Here is a 14,439-nt window from a genome sequence, read left to right on the forward strand (position 1 = left end):
GGCACCCGGCGGCCGCAGGTCAGTCGCGGGCCGGTGCCCCGCTCCGGCCGCGGGCGGCGCGCTCGGTGAGGCGGCCCATCCGGGCGCGGGCCGACTCCAGTTCCTCGATGTCGTCGGCGGCCGGGCCCTCCTCGGCGGCGAGTTCGGCCCACAGGCCGATCAGGTCGCGGCCGAGGCCGAGGCCCTGCTCCGGGTCGCGTACGGCGCGCCAGGCGGTGGCGGCGCTCTGCACACTGCCGTAGGCGCCCTCTGCGTCGTGACCGGCGCGGCGGACACGGGCCAGTTCGACGGAGAGCCGGAAGGACCGCACCGGTTCCCCCGCCAGATAGGCGATGTAGGCGGTCAGTTCACGCAGCCGCAGCACCTCCGGGTGCTCCGCGCCGAGCGTGGCCGTGGCCTCGGTGACGGTCCGCCCGGCCAGCTCCGCCGCGGTGTCGATCCGGCCCGCCTTGACGGCCTCGTTGATCCGCGCCACCGGCTCGGCGAGCCGCGCCGGTGCCTCGCCGGGGGCGGGCGGCGGGGTGTCGAACAGCACGGCTTCGGCCACGGCGTCGAAACCCCGGGCAGGGGTGGGACGGGGGTCCGGGTCGTACTCCGGCTCCGGCTCGAGCTCCGGTTCGGTCAGGGGGGCGAGCGCCGCCGGGGCGGTCCCGGGCGGCGCGTCCATCGTGGGCGGCGGGCCGAACACGCCGGTCGGCGGGAGGACGGTGCCGGGGGCGGGCGTGGGGGGTACGGGGGGTACGGGATCTGCGAATGCCGCGGGTTCGGGTACGGCGGGCTCGGGTACGGCGCGCAGCGGGAACGTCGGTGTCGTACGGCCGAGCGGCAGCGGCTCCGGGACGGCGTGGAGGGGGAAGGTCGGTACGGCGTCACGCACCGGCCCCGGAGTGACGGGGTCAGGGTCGGGGTCGGGGCCGGGGACCTGGCGCAGGTCGTGCGTGGGCTTGTCACGGCGTATGGCGGTGTCGTGCCCGGCCCCGGCCCCCGGCAGCGCACCCGGTAGCGGAAGCGCTCCCGGCAGCGGCAGCCGCAGCGGCTCGCCCGCGAAGCTGCTCGCGCCGTCGGTGCCCACCTGGAGGGGGATGACGTAACCGATGCGGTCGTCGTGGACGGTGGCGACGACGGACCGGCCGGTGGCGAGGGCGATGCGGTGCAGATGGTCGAGGACGGTCTGCTGGATCTCCTCACCGGGCGCGGCGGTGACGGGGACACCTCCGATGGTCGCGACGGCCGTAGCGCTTGCGGAGGCTCCGCCGTCGGTGGCGGACACGCGGATGTCGATCGGGACCGCCGCGGGGGCGTGCGGGGGCACGGCGCGCTGGTGTTCCCGCTTCTTCTCGCGGCTGAGTCGAGTCATGCGTTCCCTCACTCGGTGACGTGGGCGAGTCGGCGGACGGCGCGTGCGGGTTCCATGGTGCTCCCCCAGCCGTCCGGCGTGGGCTCACCGGCTCAAGGCCGGTTCGTCCGGGCACGTTTGACTCGTACGCTTACCGTCGAGTCTCTCCGCTTGCTCCCCTTCCCGGGTCACCATGGCGTCACAGGCTCGTCCCAGAGCCCCCGCCAGAGAGGAAACGGTCATGCAGACGGGCGTGCCGCAGGGACCGGAGATCTGGCTGCGCGGTCCGGTGGACGGCGCCGAACGGCTGCCGGCCGCACGGGAGCACGGCACGCCCGGGTTCGGCACGGTCACCCCACGGCGCTTCTCCTGGCTGGCCACCCACGGCGGCGCCGGTGCCACCACCCTCGCGGCCGTCTACGGCGGCCACGACTGCGGCCGGGACTGGCCGGGCCCCGCCGACCCGCCCTCCGTACTGCTGGTGGCCCGTACCCACGCGAGCGGTCTGGAGGCCGCGACCCGTGCCCTGGAGGTCTTCCGTCGCGGTACGGCGCCCTCCGGTCTCGACCTGGACGCGGTGGTGCTGGTCGCGGACGCCCCGGGGCGGCTGCCGCGTCCCCTCGCCCAGCGCGTCAGGCTGCTGGAGTCGGTCATCGACGTCTACCAGGTGCCCTGGGTCCCCGCGTGGCGCCTCGGCGACCTCACCGGCCGCCCACCCCGCGAGGCCGCCCCGCTGGCCCGGCTGACGGGCGCGACCGGCACGGCAGGCCGCTGAACAGGGCTCACCCGTCGGCCTGCGGCCTCGCCGCCGCCGTACGGTCCGGTCGTCTGCGTGCCGTGGACGTCGTCATGGCGGCCCTCTCCCGGATCGAGCGGGCCGAGCCCGCGCTGCACGCCTTCGCCGAGGTGTGGGACGCGGACGCGCTGCGCCGGGCCGCCGAGGTGGACAGGCGGATCGCGGCGGGCGAGCGGCTGCCGCTGGCCGGGGTGCCGCTCGGTGTGAAGGGACGGCGCGGCGCGCTGCGTTCGGCGGTCGTCGGCGCACTGGTGGACGCCGGATGCGTCCCGGTCGGCGCGACCGCCGTGCCCGGTCCCGGAACTCCTTGGCAGACCTGGGGACTCGGGGCGGGCGGCCGTACCGTCAACCCCTGGCGGGCCGACCGCACTCCGGGAGGCTCGTCGGCGGGTTCCGCAGCGGCGGTCGCGGCGGGGCTGGTGCCGCTGGCGACCGGGAGCGACGGGGCCGGGTCGGTACGGATCCCGGCGGCGTGGTGCGGGGTGGTGGGGCTGAAGACCACCAACGGGCGGCTGCCGTCCCCGGACCGTACGGGTCTGGCGGCGGCCGGGGTGCTGGCCCGGTGTGCCTCGGACGCGGCGGCTTACTGGCGGGTGGTGTCGGGCGAGGTCGTGGCGGACGAGGTCGGGTCGGGCGGAGTCTTGCCGGGTGACGGCTTGCCGGGTGAGGCGGGGCCGGAGGCGCCGGTGCGCGCCGTCTGGTCCGCCGACCTGGGCTTCGCCGACCCCGACCCGGACCAGGTGGCCGTGGCCCGTGGCGCCGCGCTCCGGCTCGCGGACACCGGCGTCGTACGGTTCGTCCGGCCGCCCGGCACACCCCTCCGCCTGCACGACCCGTCCCCCGCCTGGCTCGCCCTGCGCACCCCCGGCGCCGATCCCTCCCCCGCCCCCGCCCACCGGCTCCGCACCGCGAACGACGAACGCCTCACCGCCCTCTTCACCGGGGCCGACCTGCTGCTGACCCCGACGACGCCGAACGCCCCGCACGGCCACGAGGGCCCGGGCCCGCGCTACTCCACGGCGCTCACCTGGGCGTTCAACCTCAGCGGCCATCCGGCGCTCACCCTCCCGGCCGGGTTCGGGGCGGACGGCTGCCCGGTGGGGCTCCAACTCGTCGCGGCGCGCGGGCGGGAGGCACTGCTGCTGCGGATGGCTCAGGCCGCCGAGACCCGGGCGGGGTTGCGTGCGGCGACGCCCGCCAGCGCTACGCCGTGATGTCCCGGCGCTACGCCGTGATGTCCCGCGTCGTGAAGCGGGCCCAGGCCGCCGAGCCGAACACGGCCGCGTACAGGGTCTGGAGTTCGAGGTCCTTGGTGATGTCGGTCCAGTAGACCGGTTCGCGCATCAGGTCGGCGAAGGACAGCCAGTAGTGCGGGAAGAGATACGGCTGGATCGCGTGGAGCTGAGGGATCTGGTCGACGATCTGGACCGTGATCAGCAGGCCCACCGTCGTCGCCATCGCCGCGATGCCGCTGCTGGTCAGCGTGGACACGAACAGCCCCAGCGCCGCCACGCCGACCAGGGACGCCGCGACCACCAGAGCGATCAGCAGGGCCCTCAGCAGTCCGTCGGCGAAGGTGATGCGGGTGCCGGAGATCGTCGTCACGTCGCCGAGCGGGAAGAGCAGGGCGCCGACGGTGAGCGCGGAGACGGCGACCACGAGGGTGGCGACCAGACAGAACGTCAGTGCGGTGGCGTACTTGGTGAGCAGCAGTCGGGTGCGGCCCGCGGGGGCGACCAGGAGGTAGCGGAGGGTTCCGGAGTTCGCCTCGCCCGCGATCGCGTCGCCCGCCACGACGCCGATCGCCACCGGCAGGAAGAAGGGCAGGGTCGCGGCGAGCGCCGTGAACACCAGGAACAGGCCGTTGTTGGTGACCTGCGCGATGAACGCCGGTCCGGCTCCCGGGTCGCGGGGTCCCGCCGTGCCGCCGTCGCGGGTCTCCAGTTTGACCGCGATCCCGACGAGCACCGGCACGGCAGCGAGGACGCCGAGCAGGGCCAGGGTGCGCCAGCGGCGGAAGGTGGTGAGCAGTTCGCTGCGCAGGAGTCCCAGCGTCCAGAGGGGGTTCGGGCGACGCGTCGGCGTTTCGGACCGACTCCGCGTGGCCGCCTTCGTGGCCGTCGTCGTGGCTGCCGTCGTAGCCGCCGTAGTGGCCGCCGTCTTGGCCGTCTCAGCCCGCGACATCGAAGCCCTCCCCCGTCAGTGCCACGAACGCGTCCTCCAGCGAGGCCCGTTCCACTCCGAAGCCGCGCACCCGCACGCCCGCCGTCACCAGCGCAGCGTTGAGATCGGCGAGGTCGGTGACATCCGGGTCCGGCGGCTCGGCGGTCACCCGGTCCCCGTCGGCCACGATGTCGGCGAGCCCCCGTTCCTTCAGTACCCGGGCGGCGTCGCCCGCGTCGGGGGTGCTCACGACCAGCCTGCCGCGCGCCCCGGCCGCGAGCTGCGCCACCGGACCCTGGGTCAGCAGCCTGCCCCGGGCCATCACGGCCACATGCGTACACACCTGCTCGATCTCGTCGAGGAGGTGGGAGGAGAGGAACACGGTCGTGCCGTCGGAGGCCAGTTCCCGCACCAGGGTGCGGATCTCCCGCATGCCCTGCGGGTCGAGGCCGTTGGTCGGCTCGTCCAGGACCAGCAGCCTGCGCGGCTGGAGCAGCGCGGCGGCCAGGCCCAGCCGCTGCTTCATGCCCAGCGAGTACGCCTTCGCCTTCTTGCCCGCGGCCGCCGTCAGCCCCACCCGGTCCAGCGCCGTGGCGGCGCGGGCACGCCGGGTGCGCGGATCGGCGGTCGGGTCGGCGGCGTCGTAGCGCAGCAGATTGTCGCGGCCGGAGAGGAAGCCGTAGAGGGCCGGGCCCTCGATCAGGGCGCCGACGTGCGGCAGCACGGCGCGCGCCGAGCGGGGCATGGGGTACCCGAGGACGCGGGCCGTGCCGGAGGTGGGCTCGATCAGGCCCATCAGCATGCGGATGGTGGTGGTCTTGCCCGAGCCGTTCGGGCCGAGGAAGCCGAAGACGCTGCCCGCCGGGACGGTCAGATCGAGACCGTCCACGGCGAGCTGCCCGCCGCGGTAGCGCTTGGTGAGGGCGCGGGTGGCGATGACGCCCGCGCTCCCGTCGGTGCGCCCTTCCGCGCCCTCTTCCGCGTTGTCGTCCGCGTTGTCGTCCGCGTTCTCGTCCGCGGTCTCGTCCGCGGCGGGCGGCTCGGCCATCGGCTCCCTCGATTCGTCGTCAGCCGGCGTCGGCCGCCTTCAGCAGCGCGCCCTTGGTGACGGCGCCGACGTACATCTTGCCGTCGTCGGTGACCAGCGCGTTGATAAGGCGGGTCGAGAAGACCGTGCCCGAGCCGAACTTGCCCTTCACCTTGTCGCCGAACGAGCCGAGAACGCCGCTGATGTCAGCGCTGCCGGTGCTGTCACCGCTGCTCTTGCTGCCGCTGCCCGAGTCGAGGACCGCGATGGCGGTCCAGCCCTTGCCGAGGACCTTGTAGCCGTCGCCGAGTTCGCCCGCGAGGCCGTCGGCGTTCTTCTTGTCGCTGCCGGGCTTCTCACCGAGGTTCTTGAGCAGCTCGTCCGCCGACTTCGAGGCGTCCTTGCTCGGCTTGGCGTCGGTGGTCTCGGAGCCCTCCTCGGTGACCTTCGCGCCCTTGGGCGCCGTGAAGTCGAAGGTGGACGCGGACGGCTTGGCGAAGGACACCTGGGTGAAGCCCGCGTCGACCACGGCCGCGCCCCCGCTCGCCGGGGTCAGCGTGAACTTCAGCGGCATCCATGTCTTCGCGTCCACCGCGATGCTGATCACGCCGACGGTCGTGCCGGACTGCTTCGGCTTGATCACCAGCTTGTACGCATCCCGGCCCGCGACGTGCGCGGTGCCGTCGACCGTGACCGAGGTCGTGTCGTCGACCGACTTCAGGGCCTCGTCGGCGAAGCCCTTCGGTGTGGTGGGACGCTCCTGCGGCTGCTCGTCCTTGGCCGAGGTGCCGTGGTAGACCTCGTTGGACGAACTGTCGTAGCCCCACACGTCCGTGCCGTTGTGGATGAGGCTGTACTCGGCGGCGTTCTCCATCAGCGACAGCTTCTGCCGCTGGGGGCCGTCCGCCGCGACGCGCAGCGTGTGCGTGCCGGACACCAGTTCCATCAGCTTGGAGCTCGGGTCGGCGGTCGAGCCGCTGCCGCTCGCCTGCTGCCCGGCGGCCGAGGCGAGGCTGCTCGCGAGGCCACCGAGGTCGGGCAGGCCCAGATCGGTGGTGATCTTCACGGTGCCGGACAGCTGCTCCACGTCCGACTTGGCCATCTTGTCGATGAGTTGCTGGGCGGTGATCTTCGGCAGGTCGGGGTCACCGGAGTCGGCGAGTGCCGGCACCAGGCCGATGGTCGCCGCGGCCACCCCCACCACCGCGACCGGGACGACATACCGCGCGGCCCTGCGACGGCCGCCACGCATGTCGTCGGCCTCCGCGGTCCCAGCGATGTCCCTGCTGTCGTCGGATTCGTACGGTGCCATTGTGTGCCCTACCTCCGTCGTCGGCGGCGGCTTTCGATGCTGCGAGTCTGTCCACCCCGAGCCGCCATTCTCACCCGAATCGGTGAGGAGTGGTGTTTTCCGTGGTGTCCATCTCACCAAATCGGCAGAGCGGAATCGTCAGACCGCGGGCTCAACTCTGTGTACGACTGCGGTATGACACACGAGGGCGGCGCCTCCGCCCTACCCGTAGGGGTCGGGACCGGAACGGTCGGGGTCCCGGGGGCGGAGACGCCGCCATCGCTCAGCCATCACTCAGCCGTCAGTCAGACCATCGCCCAAGTGGGGCGTCGGCGTGGGGCGTCAGCGTGCAGTGTCGGCGTGCAGTGTCGGCGTGCAGTGTCGGCGTGGTGAGTCAGCCCTGCACGAAGACGTAGTCCGCGTGGTACGGCACCTCGACGATGTCGCCGGATGTGCAGGAGCCGGCCGGAGCCGTGCCGCCCGCGGTGTTCAGGCGCAGGACCTCCACGGTGCCGGCGAGCAGACCGCGGCCCTCGCCGGACTGCGTGGCCTTGAGGTCGAGTTCGGGGATGTTGCCGTCGCCGTTCGGGGTCCGGCTCAGTACGGCTCCGGTGACCGCGCTGCCGTCGGGCGCGACCCACTGCGGGGTACCGGAGTTCGGGGCCACGAAAGAGTGCCGGATGCCGTGCTCCAAGCGGGCACTCACATCGCGCTGGGCGAAGGCGTAACCGCCGGTACCGGTCGCCTTGCACTCGTAGATCTGCTTCCCCTGGACGACGGACGCACGGAAGCCGCGCAGCGCGTGCCGGAAGTCGACATCGACGGTGACCTTGTGGAGCTGTCCTCGGACGGCGCCCCCGGGGAACGCCCTGGTGTGCAGATTGGCGTAGAACGAACCGGGGTCGTTGGTGAGCGCGCTCAGCAGCGTCGGGTCCTTCACCTCGACGGTGCCGGTGACGCTGTGGTGCCGGGCGTGCCGGGCGTGCCGCAGCACCCGGGAGAGGTCGACGACGACATCGCCGGATGTGCCCTTGGCGCCCCGGTGGAGGTGCAGTGCGGTCGGGCGGCCGGTGCCCTGCCAGGTGACGGCGACGGACACCCTGTCACCCTCGATCTTGATGAACTCCAGCGCCGAGCCGTTCTCGTCCCCGGTGGCCGGTCCGCCCGCGACGGGAACCTCGTTGGCGTCGCGGAGGACGGTGGCGAGGACGGTGGTGGTCGTGGGCTCGGTTTCGGCCGTGGCCATGGCCTCGCTGGTGCTCGCGGTGGTGCTCGTGGTGGTTCCGGTGGTTCGGCCGACTGCGACCGCCGGGATCGTCCCGGCGGCCACGCCGGCGGCCGCGGCCAGGGCGGCGCCGGTGGCGATCAGGGTCCTACGGCGCATGGTGCGTGCTGCGCTGATGCCCATGGTGGTGAGTGCTCCCCGTATCCCGCCCGGCGCCCCCTGCGCCGGGTCCCGGGCATGAATACGGCCGGTCCCGTGGCCGGACTCACCCCAGGAGTGTGACACGGGTCACAGGCGTTGGAGTGAGGGCGGAGCGGTGCGCGAGCGGGGGTTCAGCCCGCGCGGTGCACCACCGCGTCGCACAGCTCCACCAGGGCCGCCTTCGCGTCGCAGTCCCGCAGCGGGGCCAGCGTGGCACGGGCGTCCTGCGCGTACCGCACGGTGTCACGGCGGGCCTGCTGCAGCGCGGCGTGCGCCCGCAGCGCCGCCAGCGCCTCCGTGTGGCGCGCGTCGTCGGCGAGGTCGGAGGCGAGCAGCTCGCACAGCGCGATGTCCTCCGCCCTGCCGTGGCGTGCCGCCATCTCCTGCAGGCGCAGCACCGGCATGGTCGCGATGCCCTCGCGGAGGTCGGTGCCCGGGGTCTTGCCGGACTCGTGGGAGTCGGAGGCGATGTCCAGGACGTCGTCGGCGAGCTGGAAGGCGACACCGAGCCGCTCACCGTACTGGGTGAGCACATCGACGACCGTCTCGTCGGCGCCGGACATCATGGCCCCGAACCGGCAGGCCACCGCGACCAGCGAGCCCGTCTTGCCGCCGAGCACGTCCAGATAGTGCTCGACCGGGTCGCGGCCGTCGGCCGGGCCCGCCGTCTCCAGGATCTGGCCGGTGACCAGCCGCTCGAACGCCTCGGCCTGCACCCGCACCGCCTCCGGGCCCAGGTCGGCCAGGATGTGCGAGGCACGGGCGAACAGGAAGTCGCCGGTCAGGACGGCCACCGAGTTGCCCCAGCGGGCGTTGGCGCTGGGCACGCCGCGGCGCACCGCGGCCTCGTCCATGACGTCGTCGTGGTACAGCGTGGCCAGATGGGTCAGCTCCACGACCACCGCCGACGGCACGACACCGGGCGCGTACGGGTCGCCGAACTGCGCCGCAAGCATCACCAGCAGCGGCCGGAACCGCTTGCCGCCCGCCCGCACCAGGTGCTGGGCCGCCTCGGTGATGAAGGGAACCTCACTCTTGGTGGCCTCGAGCAACCCTTCCTCGACAGCCGCCATACCGGCCTGGACATCGGCTTCCAGAGCCTGGTCCCGCACGCTCAGCCCGAACGGCCCGACGACGGTCACGAGGGTTCTCCTGTCTGCTGGCGTCTACCGGCGATTACACGGTTTGTCGATAGGTCGCTGCCATCACTCAAGTCAGCGTATCCGGTCAGCTTTCGATCACCGATAGCGCCCACCGTCACAGGAGGGGTGCTATTGGATCACGACCGTTATGTCGTCGATCAAACAATATGAACGGACATTGATTGACTTAATAGGAATTATTACCGTCTATCGCGCATCAGGCGATCGCACACCGTCACCACAACAACGACCGGAACCGCGCGAGAGGTTCCTCGCAGACTGCCCGCCGAATTGCGCCCCGACTGCCCATGGTTGGGCATATTGCCCGATTAGTCGCAGTTGCTGAAAGCCGTGAATTGTCTCACTCGGCACAGCCGTCCACCCTGGTCCGCCTCCCCCTCCTTCTCTGCACATCCCCTTCCCCCTGGGGGCCAGTTGACGCTTCCCGGACGCAAAGGATCAAGTACCCCATACACCTCACACCAAGGTCAACTGGTGCGATACCCGCCTCCGTGACTTGTTCTGGACATCTGCTCTCGCATACGTTCCCGGCCAGTCGAGCGGAACGCCGAATCCTGCCGCCGCCCGACGGCCAACGACCACTCACCACGGCAGGAGCGGGGGACCCAGGTAGAACGCCGGGACCGGACAGTGCGCCGGGGCCGGCTCGGGGTGAAATCGGACCGCCGTACGGTGGCCCGGCCGGGCAGCTCCCGCCCGAACCCGACAGCTCACCTCGCAGGCGACGGAGAGGAACTTGCCATGCCTGCAACGGGCCAGCTTCGCCATGCCTTCCGCACCTCGCGCGTCCTGCGCACGCTCACCGTCGCCGTCACCGGCGCGGCCGTGCTCGCGCTCCCGATCGTCGGCGCGACCAGCGCGTCCGCGGCCACCCCGGTGACGTCCGCCTCCACCACCCTCGCCGGGTACCCGAACACCCTCGACGGCTGGATCCGCGAGTCCCTCGCGATCATGGCGCAGAAGGGCATCCCGGGGACGTACAACGGCATCTACCGCAACGTCATACGCGAGTCGTCGGGCAACCCCAACGCCATCAACCTCTGGGACTCCAACGCCGCGAAGGGGACTCCGTCCAAGGGGCTGCTCCAGGTGATCGACCCGACGTTCCTCGCGTACCACGTGGCCGGGACGTCGTACAACCCGTTCGATCCGGTGGCGAACATCACCGCTGCGTGCAATTACGCTGCGGCGGTTTATGGGTCGATCGACAACGTCAACGGAGCGTATTAGCTCCCGCTGGGTCGGCTGGTATTCCTCGGGGGGTGGTGGGGTTTTGGCCGCCGGGCCGGTGGGGGGTGGTCGCGCAGTTCCCCGCGCCCCTTGGAGGGCCGGTGGGCTCTTTGGCCGGCAGGCCGGTGGGGGGTGGTCGCGCCGTTCCCCGCGCCCCTTGGAGGTGGCTGGTCGAGTTCTTTTGCCGACGGGCCGGTGGGGGCTTGGCGCGCAGTTCCCCGCGCCCCTTCGGGGGGGCCGGTCGAGTCATTGGGTGCGGGACGGTGGGGGCTTGGCGCGCCGTTCCCCGCGCCCCTTCGGGGGGCGGGGCGGGTTCTTTGGGTGCGGGGCCTAGAGGCTTGGGAAGAGGCGGTCCAGGGTTTCGGCGATGCCGTCGTTCTCGTTGGACAGGGTGATTTCGTCTGCCACTGCCTTGAGTTCGGGGTGGGCGTTGGCCATGGCCACTCCGTAGGCGGCCCAGTCGAACATGGGGATGTCGTTGGGCATGTCGCCGAAGGCGATGGTGCGGGCGGAGCTCACGCCGAGGTGTTCGGCTGCCAGGGCCAGGCCCGTCGCCTTGGTGATGCCGCACGGCTGGAGTTCCACCGTTCCCGGGCCCGACATGGTGACCGTGGCCAGGGAACCGATCGCCCCGCGCGCCGTCGCCGCCAACTCGTCGTCGGACAGGGCGGGATGGCGCAGCAGGACCTTGCTGATGGGCTCGCACCACAGGTCGTCGCGGTGCCGTACCCGTACCGCCGGCAGGGTGGGGTGCGGCATCAGATAACCGGGCTCTATCAGCGTGAGCCCGTCCACGCCGTCCTGGTCGACGGCCGCGTACACCTCCCCCACCTCGGCCTCGATCTTGCCGAGCGCGGTCTCGGCCAGTTCCCGGTCCAGGGTGACGGACCACAGCAGCCGGTCCGCGCCGGCGTCGTACAGCTGGGCGCCCTGCGCGCACACCGCGAGCCCCCTGCCGCCCAGGTCCTCCAGCAGCGGCCGCACCCTGGGCGCCGGGCGTCCGGTCACCACCAGATGCCGTGCGCCGGCCGCCGCCACCCGGGCGAGCGCGGCGAGCGACCGGTCGGAGAGGGTGTCGTCGCCGCGCAGCAGCGTCCCGTCCAGGTCGGTGGCGATGAGGGAGTACGGGGGACGGTCGGCAGGCGCGATGGGTGCGGGCATGATCAGAGAATACGGATCGTCCGGCGCGCCGATCGGACGCGCGGGGCCCGGCGTTACCCGGCCGCACCGGCCCGCCGCACGCTGCCGCCCATGTCAACTCCCTTGCTGATGTGGCTTCTTCGGTCACACAGGACGTTCATGTGATCTTCACGACGTGGCGGGCCGGGTGCCGAATGCCGGTCAGCCGTGCGCTGTCGCAAGGTGCCCGGCGAGCCTCGGGGAGGCGAACTCCGTGCCGCACACGAAGCGCATCGCCGGGCCGTAGGAGGCGGCTGCGGGCAGGCCCGTGAAGTAGAGGCCGGGAAGCGAGGAGACGAATCCCGCGCCCAGCTTGGGGGTGCCCCGGCTGACCGCGACCGAGGTGCGCAGTCCGTCGCCCAGGAAGTCCATCGAGGCCAGGTCGACGCGGTAGCCGGTCGCGGCGATCACATGGTCGGCGGTGAGCTCGCGGGTGCCGCCGTCGAGGGTGCGGACGGTGAGCCGCGGGGTGCCGTCCGGGGCGTCCGTCCCCGTCACCCTTTCGACCTCCTCCACCGTCACCTTGTCCTCGAAGCGGTCGCGCAGCCACCAGGCCCCGAGCGGGCCGAGGACGCGGCGCACCAGGTGGTGGCGCAGCCGGGCGGGGAGGAAGCGGTAGGGATGCGGGTAGTAGCTGAACGCCCAGAGGGACCAGGCGCGGCCGAAGGGCGACTCGGGGCGCAGCCTGGGCTGGTCCCACGGGGCGGCGCCGAAGTCGACCTTTCCCCGGCCGCGGGAGACGACCCTCACCTGGGCGCCGGCCTCCGCCGCGAGCGCCGCGGTCTCCAGCGCGGACTGGCCCGCGCCGACGACGATGAGGTCCCGGCCCGCGAACGGGGTCAGGTCGTGGTGCTGGGAGCTGTGCGAGACCGGTCCGGCGGGGGTGGGTCCGCCGGTCCCTGCGACGGCCAGTTCCGGCGGGAGGTGGGCGAGTCCCGACAGGCCCGTCGCCACCACGACCGCGCGGGCCGCGAACGACTCGCCCGAGTCCAGCTTCAGATCGAAGCCACCGCCCTTCCGGCGGTCCACCGACACCACCCGCACCCGCTCCAGCTCCGGCACCAGCCGCTGCTGGAACCACTCGCCGTAGGCGATGAACGTCTCCACCGGGATGAGGTCCTCGTCGGTCACCAGGCGCCGGACGCCCGCCGCGTCGCAGTGGTCGGCGAGGGTGTGGCCGGGCTGGGGCGCGTCGATGCTGGAGGCGGTCGGGGTGGACTTGAGGATCATGCCTTCGGGCATGTGGTCGCGCCAGCTGACCATCGGCTCGCCGAAGACACGCACCGGTATGCCGCGCGCCGTGAGATGCGCGGCGGTGGAAAGGCCGAAGGGGCCGGCGCCGATGACTGCTACCGGTTGGATCACGAAGTCCCTCCCCAGGACGACTTGCCTACTTCGTGGCGGTGCTGCCGCCGCGGCGGTTGGTCCGCCACAGCTGATAGAGATGCTTCGCGCCCGGCCGCACGAAGCGCGCGAGCATCGTGAAGAAGGGCAACGGGTCGTCACCCGCGAGCCAGGCCAGTTCCGTCCCGCTCGGCCGGGCCGGGGCGTGCGGCGTGGTGTAGCCGCTGCGGCGGTAGGCGAGGAGAGCGGGCAGGTCGATGTTCTCCACGACGTAGCGGTGGCCGGACCGCTGTTCGCCCTCGGGGACGGCGCGGCCGGTCAGATCGAGGTGCATGGCGCGGACCACGTCCACCCCCGACTCGTTCTCGAAGAGCCGGAACTGCGCCCCCATGCGCGGGTTGAAGTCGAGCAGCTTGTAGCGGCCGTCACGGCGGTCGAAGCGCAGGTCGAGGTCGACGATGCCGGTGAAGCCGATCTGTTTGACGAAACGTGCGGCGAGGTCCGCGAGTTCCGGGTTGTCGACGACGTACGCGTTCGCCGTCATCCCCGCGTGCGGCGGCCAGGAGCGCACCTTGACGCCGGTGAACAGGGCGAGCGGCGTGGAGTCCCGGCCGATGTAGGCGTGCACGATCCAGTCCTCGGCCTCCTCCCTCGGCAGATACTCCTGGAGGATCACCCCGGGCCGCTCGCCCCAGTCACGGGCCAGGGCGAGCAGTCCCTCCCGGGTGGTGATCCGGGTGGTGCCATTGACGGCGGGCCGCTCCCGCCTGACGAACGCCTCCCGGTTCTTCGCCACCACCGGGAAGCGCGCCTTCTCCGCGAACGCCACGATGTCGTCGTACGACCGCGGGAAGGCTGCCACGGGGCTGGGTATGCCGTGCTCCACGCACAGTTCGTGCAGCCCCTGCTTGCTGGCCAGCCGGCGCGGCAGCGCCGGTTCGACCCGCGGGAACAGGAAGCGTTCCTTCAGCGCCTCCTGGTGCTCGGCGATCAGAACCGCGGCCTCCTCGTCGGTCGGGACGAGGACGGTGGGGCAGCCGATACGGCGCCCGATGCGCAGCAGTCCCTCGATCAGGTGGTCCTGGTCCTCCGTGCCGGTTGTCGGCCAGACGAACGCCCGCTCCAGATACCGGGAGACGGCCGCCGGTGTGCAGCGGTCCTCGGTGATCGCGTACATGGGGACGCCGAGCCGCCCCAGGCTGCGGATCGCGCCGACACCCCCGTGATGCAACGGGTAGTCGCCGAACTTGACGATCAGGCCCGGCACGTCACGGTCCGCTGCGAACGGCACACCGGTGTTCCTGGCCACGGGTCCCCCCACGTGTCCCCCCTACGGAGCGGACCCACCCCGTCCGCGTCCCCCGAAGGACGCTAAGCCGGAACCTAAGCCTCCGACAAGACCAAAGCGGACATTGCAATCTCTTTAGGCACTGCCCGGACAGGCAATCCACCCGTAACGTGTGGCCCGACCCATGGACCGCACG

At 72.2% G+C, this 14,439-nt stretch carries 12 protein-coding genes and 1 riboswitch; of the genes, 3 read left to right on the top strand and 9 right to left on the bottom strand.

The window, feature by feature from the left end; translation table 11 throughout:
* Positions 1–19: 19 nt before the first annotated feature.
* Entirely contained in the window at positions 20–1,357 is a 1,338-nt protein-coding gene (locus ACSYGN_RS16680; RefSeq protein ID WP_460396353.1) for a tetratricopeptide repeat protein, read from the bottom strand.
* Between the two features lie 220 nt (positions 1,358–1,577).
* On the opposite strand from ACSYGN_RS16680, the gene ACSYGN_RS16685 reads away from it, so the two are divergent.
* Together ACSYGN_RS16685 and ACSYGN_RS16690 are read left to right on the top strand one after the other, a co-directional pair.
* The gene (locus ACSYGN_RS16685; protein WP_460396355.1) at positions 1,578–2,111 is read left to right on the top strand and encodes a DUF6668 family protein; all 534 of its coding nucleotides are present in this window, start codon (positions 1,578–1,580) and stop codon (positions 2,109–2,111) included.
* Between the two features lie 74 nt (positions 2,112–2,185).
* A complete protein-coding gene (locus ACSYGN_RS16690) occupies positions 2,186–3,346 on the top strand; it encodes an amidase (protein ID WP_460403514.1) in 1,161 nt (386 codons plus the stop codon).
* Positions 3,347–3,356: 10 nt separating this feature from the next.
* Here ACSYGN_RS16690 and ACSYGN_RS16695 read toward each other — a convergent pair whose 3' ends face one another.
* The 5 genes from ACSYGN_RS16695 to ACSYGN_RS16715 form a co-directional block, all read right to left on the bottom strand.
* Complete coding sequence (locus ACSYGN_RS16695; RefSeq protein WP_460396357.1) at positions 3,357–4,316, bottom strand: ABC transporter permease; 960 nt, start codon at positions 4,314–4,316, stop codon at positions 3,357–3,359.
* Positions 4,303–5,343 (bottom strand): ABC transporter ATP-binding protein, encoded by a 1,041-nt coding sequence (locus ACSYGN_RS16700; protein WP_460396359.1) that lies wholly within the window; start codon positions 5,341–5,343, stop codon positions 4,303–4,305. Before ACSYGN_RS16700 ends, ACSYGN_RS16695 begins: the two co-directional genes overlap by 14 nt.
* Positions 5,344–5,362: 19 nt before the next feature.
* Positions 5,363–6,634, bottom strand: a complete 1,272-nt coding sequence (locus tag ACSYGN_RS16705) for a LolA family protein (protein ID WP_460396361.1) — start codon at positions 6,632–6,634, stop codon at positions 5,363–5,365.
* Between the two features lie 373 nt (positions 6,635–7,007).
* Positions 7,008–8,021, bottom strand: coding sequence for a CHRD domain-containing protein (locus ACSYGN_RS16710; protein ID WP_460396363.1), 1,014 nt, complete (start codon positions 8,019–8,021; stop codon positions 7,008–7,010).
* Between the two features lie 149 nt (positions 8,022–8,170).
* A complete protein-coding gene (locus ACSYGN_RS16715) occupies positions 8,171–9,181 on the bottom strand; it encodes a polyprenyl synthetase family protein (RefSeq protein ID WP_460396367.1) in 1,011 nt (336 codons plus the stop codon).
* 626 nt (positions 9,182–9,807) lie between these two features.
* Positions 9,808–9,941, top strand: a riboswitch (cyclic di-AMP (ydaO/yuaA leader).
* A 2-nt stretch (positions 9,942–9,943) separates the two neighbouring features.
* Here ACSYGN_RS16715 and ACSYGN_RS16720 point away from each other — a divergent pair.
* A complete protein-coding gene (locus ACSYGN_RS16720; RefSeq protein WP_460396369.1) occupies positions 9,944–10,432 on the top strand; it encodes a transglycosylase SLT domain-containing protein in 489 nt (162 codons plus the stop codon).
* Between the two features lie 330 nt (positions 10,433–10,762).
* Here ACSYGN_RS16720 and ACSYGN_RS16725 read toward each other — a convergent pair whose 3' ends face one another.
* The 3 genes from ACSYGN_RS16725 to ACSYGN_RS16735 all read right to left on the bottom strand — a co-directional run bounded on the left by ACSYGN_RS16725 (position 10,763) and on the right by ACSYGN_RS16735 (position 14,246).
* Entirely contained in the window at positions 10,763–11,593 is an 831-nt protein-coding gene (locus tag ACSYGN_RS16725) for an HAD family hydrolase (RefSeq protein WP_460396371.1), read from the bottom strand.
* Positions 11,594–11,773: 180 nt separating this feature from the next.
* The gene (locus ACSYGN_RS16730; RefSeq protein WP_460396373.1) at positions 11,774–12,976 is read right to left on the bottom strand and encodes an FAD-dependent oxidoreductase; all 1,203 of its coding nucleotides are present in this window, start codon (positions 12,974–12,976) and stop codon (positions 11,774–11,776) included.
* A gap of 25 nt (positions 12,977–13,001) precedes the next feature.
* Positions 13,002–14,246 carry a carboxylate--amine ligase gene (locus tag ACSYGN_RS16735; RefSeq protein WP_460396375.1) on the bottom strand — a complete coding sequence of 415 codons (1,245 nt, stop codon included), beginning with the start codon at positions 14,244–14,246 and terminating at the stop codon, positions 13,002–13,004.
* Positions 14,247–14,439 lie beyond the last annotated feature (193 nt).

Source organism: Streptomyces sp. YIM S03343 (assembly GCF_054729195.1).

Excerpts from the sequence above, each read along its gene's own strand:
- ACSYGN_RS16680 (WP_460396353.1), bottom strand. The coding sequence starts at position 1,357 with ATGACTCGACTCAGCCGCGAGAAGAAGCGGGAACACCAGCGCGCCGTG.
- ACSYGN_RS16685 (WP_460396355.1), top strand. The coding sequence starts at position 1,578 with ATGCAGACGGGCGTGCCGCAGGGACCGGAGATCTGGCTGCGCGGTCCG.
- ACSYGN_RS16690 (WP_460403514.1), top strand. The coding sequence starts at position 2,186 with ATGGCGGCCCTCTCCCGGATCGAGCGGGCCGAGCCCGCGCTGCACGCC.
- ACSYGN_RS16695 (WP_460396357.1), bottom strand. The coding sequence starts at position 4,316 with ATGTCGCGGGCTGAGACGGCCAAGACGGCGGCCACTACGGCGGCTACG.
- ACSYGN_RS16700 (WP_460396359.1), bottom strand. The coding sequence starts at position 5,343 with ATGGCCGAGCCGCCCGCCGCGGACGAGACCGCGGACGAGAACGCGGAC.
- ACSYGN_RS16705 (WP_460396361.1), bottom strand. The coding sequence starts at position 6,634 with ATGGCACCGTACGAATCCGACGACAGCAGGGACATCGCTGGGACCGCG.
- ACSYGN_RS16710 (WP_460396363.1), bottom strand. The coding sequence starts at position 8,021 with ATGGGCATCAGCGCAGCACGCACCATGCGCCGTAGGACCCTGATCGCC.
- ACSYGN_RS16720 (WP_460396369.1), top strand. The coding sequence starts at position 9,944 with ATGCCTGCAACGGGCCAGCTTCGCCATGCCTTCCGCACCTCGCGCGTC.
- ACSYGN_RS16725 (WP_460396371.1), bottom strand. The coding sequence starts at position 11,593 with ATGCCCGCACCCATCGCGCCTGCCGACCGTCCCCCGTACTCCCTCATC.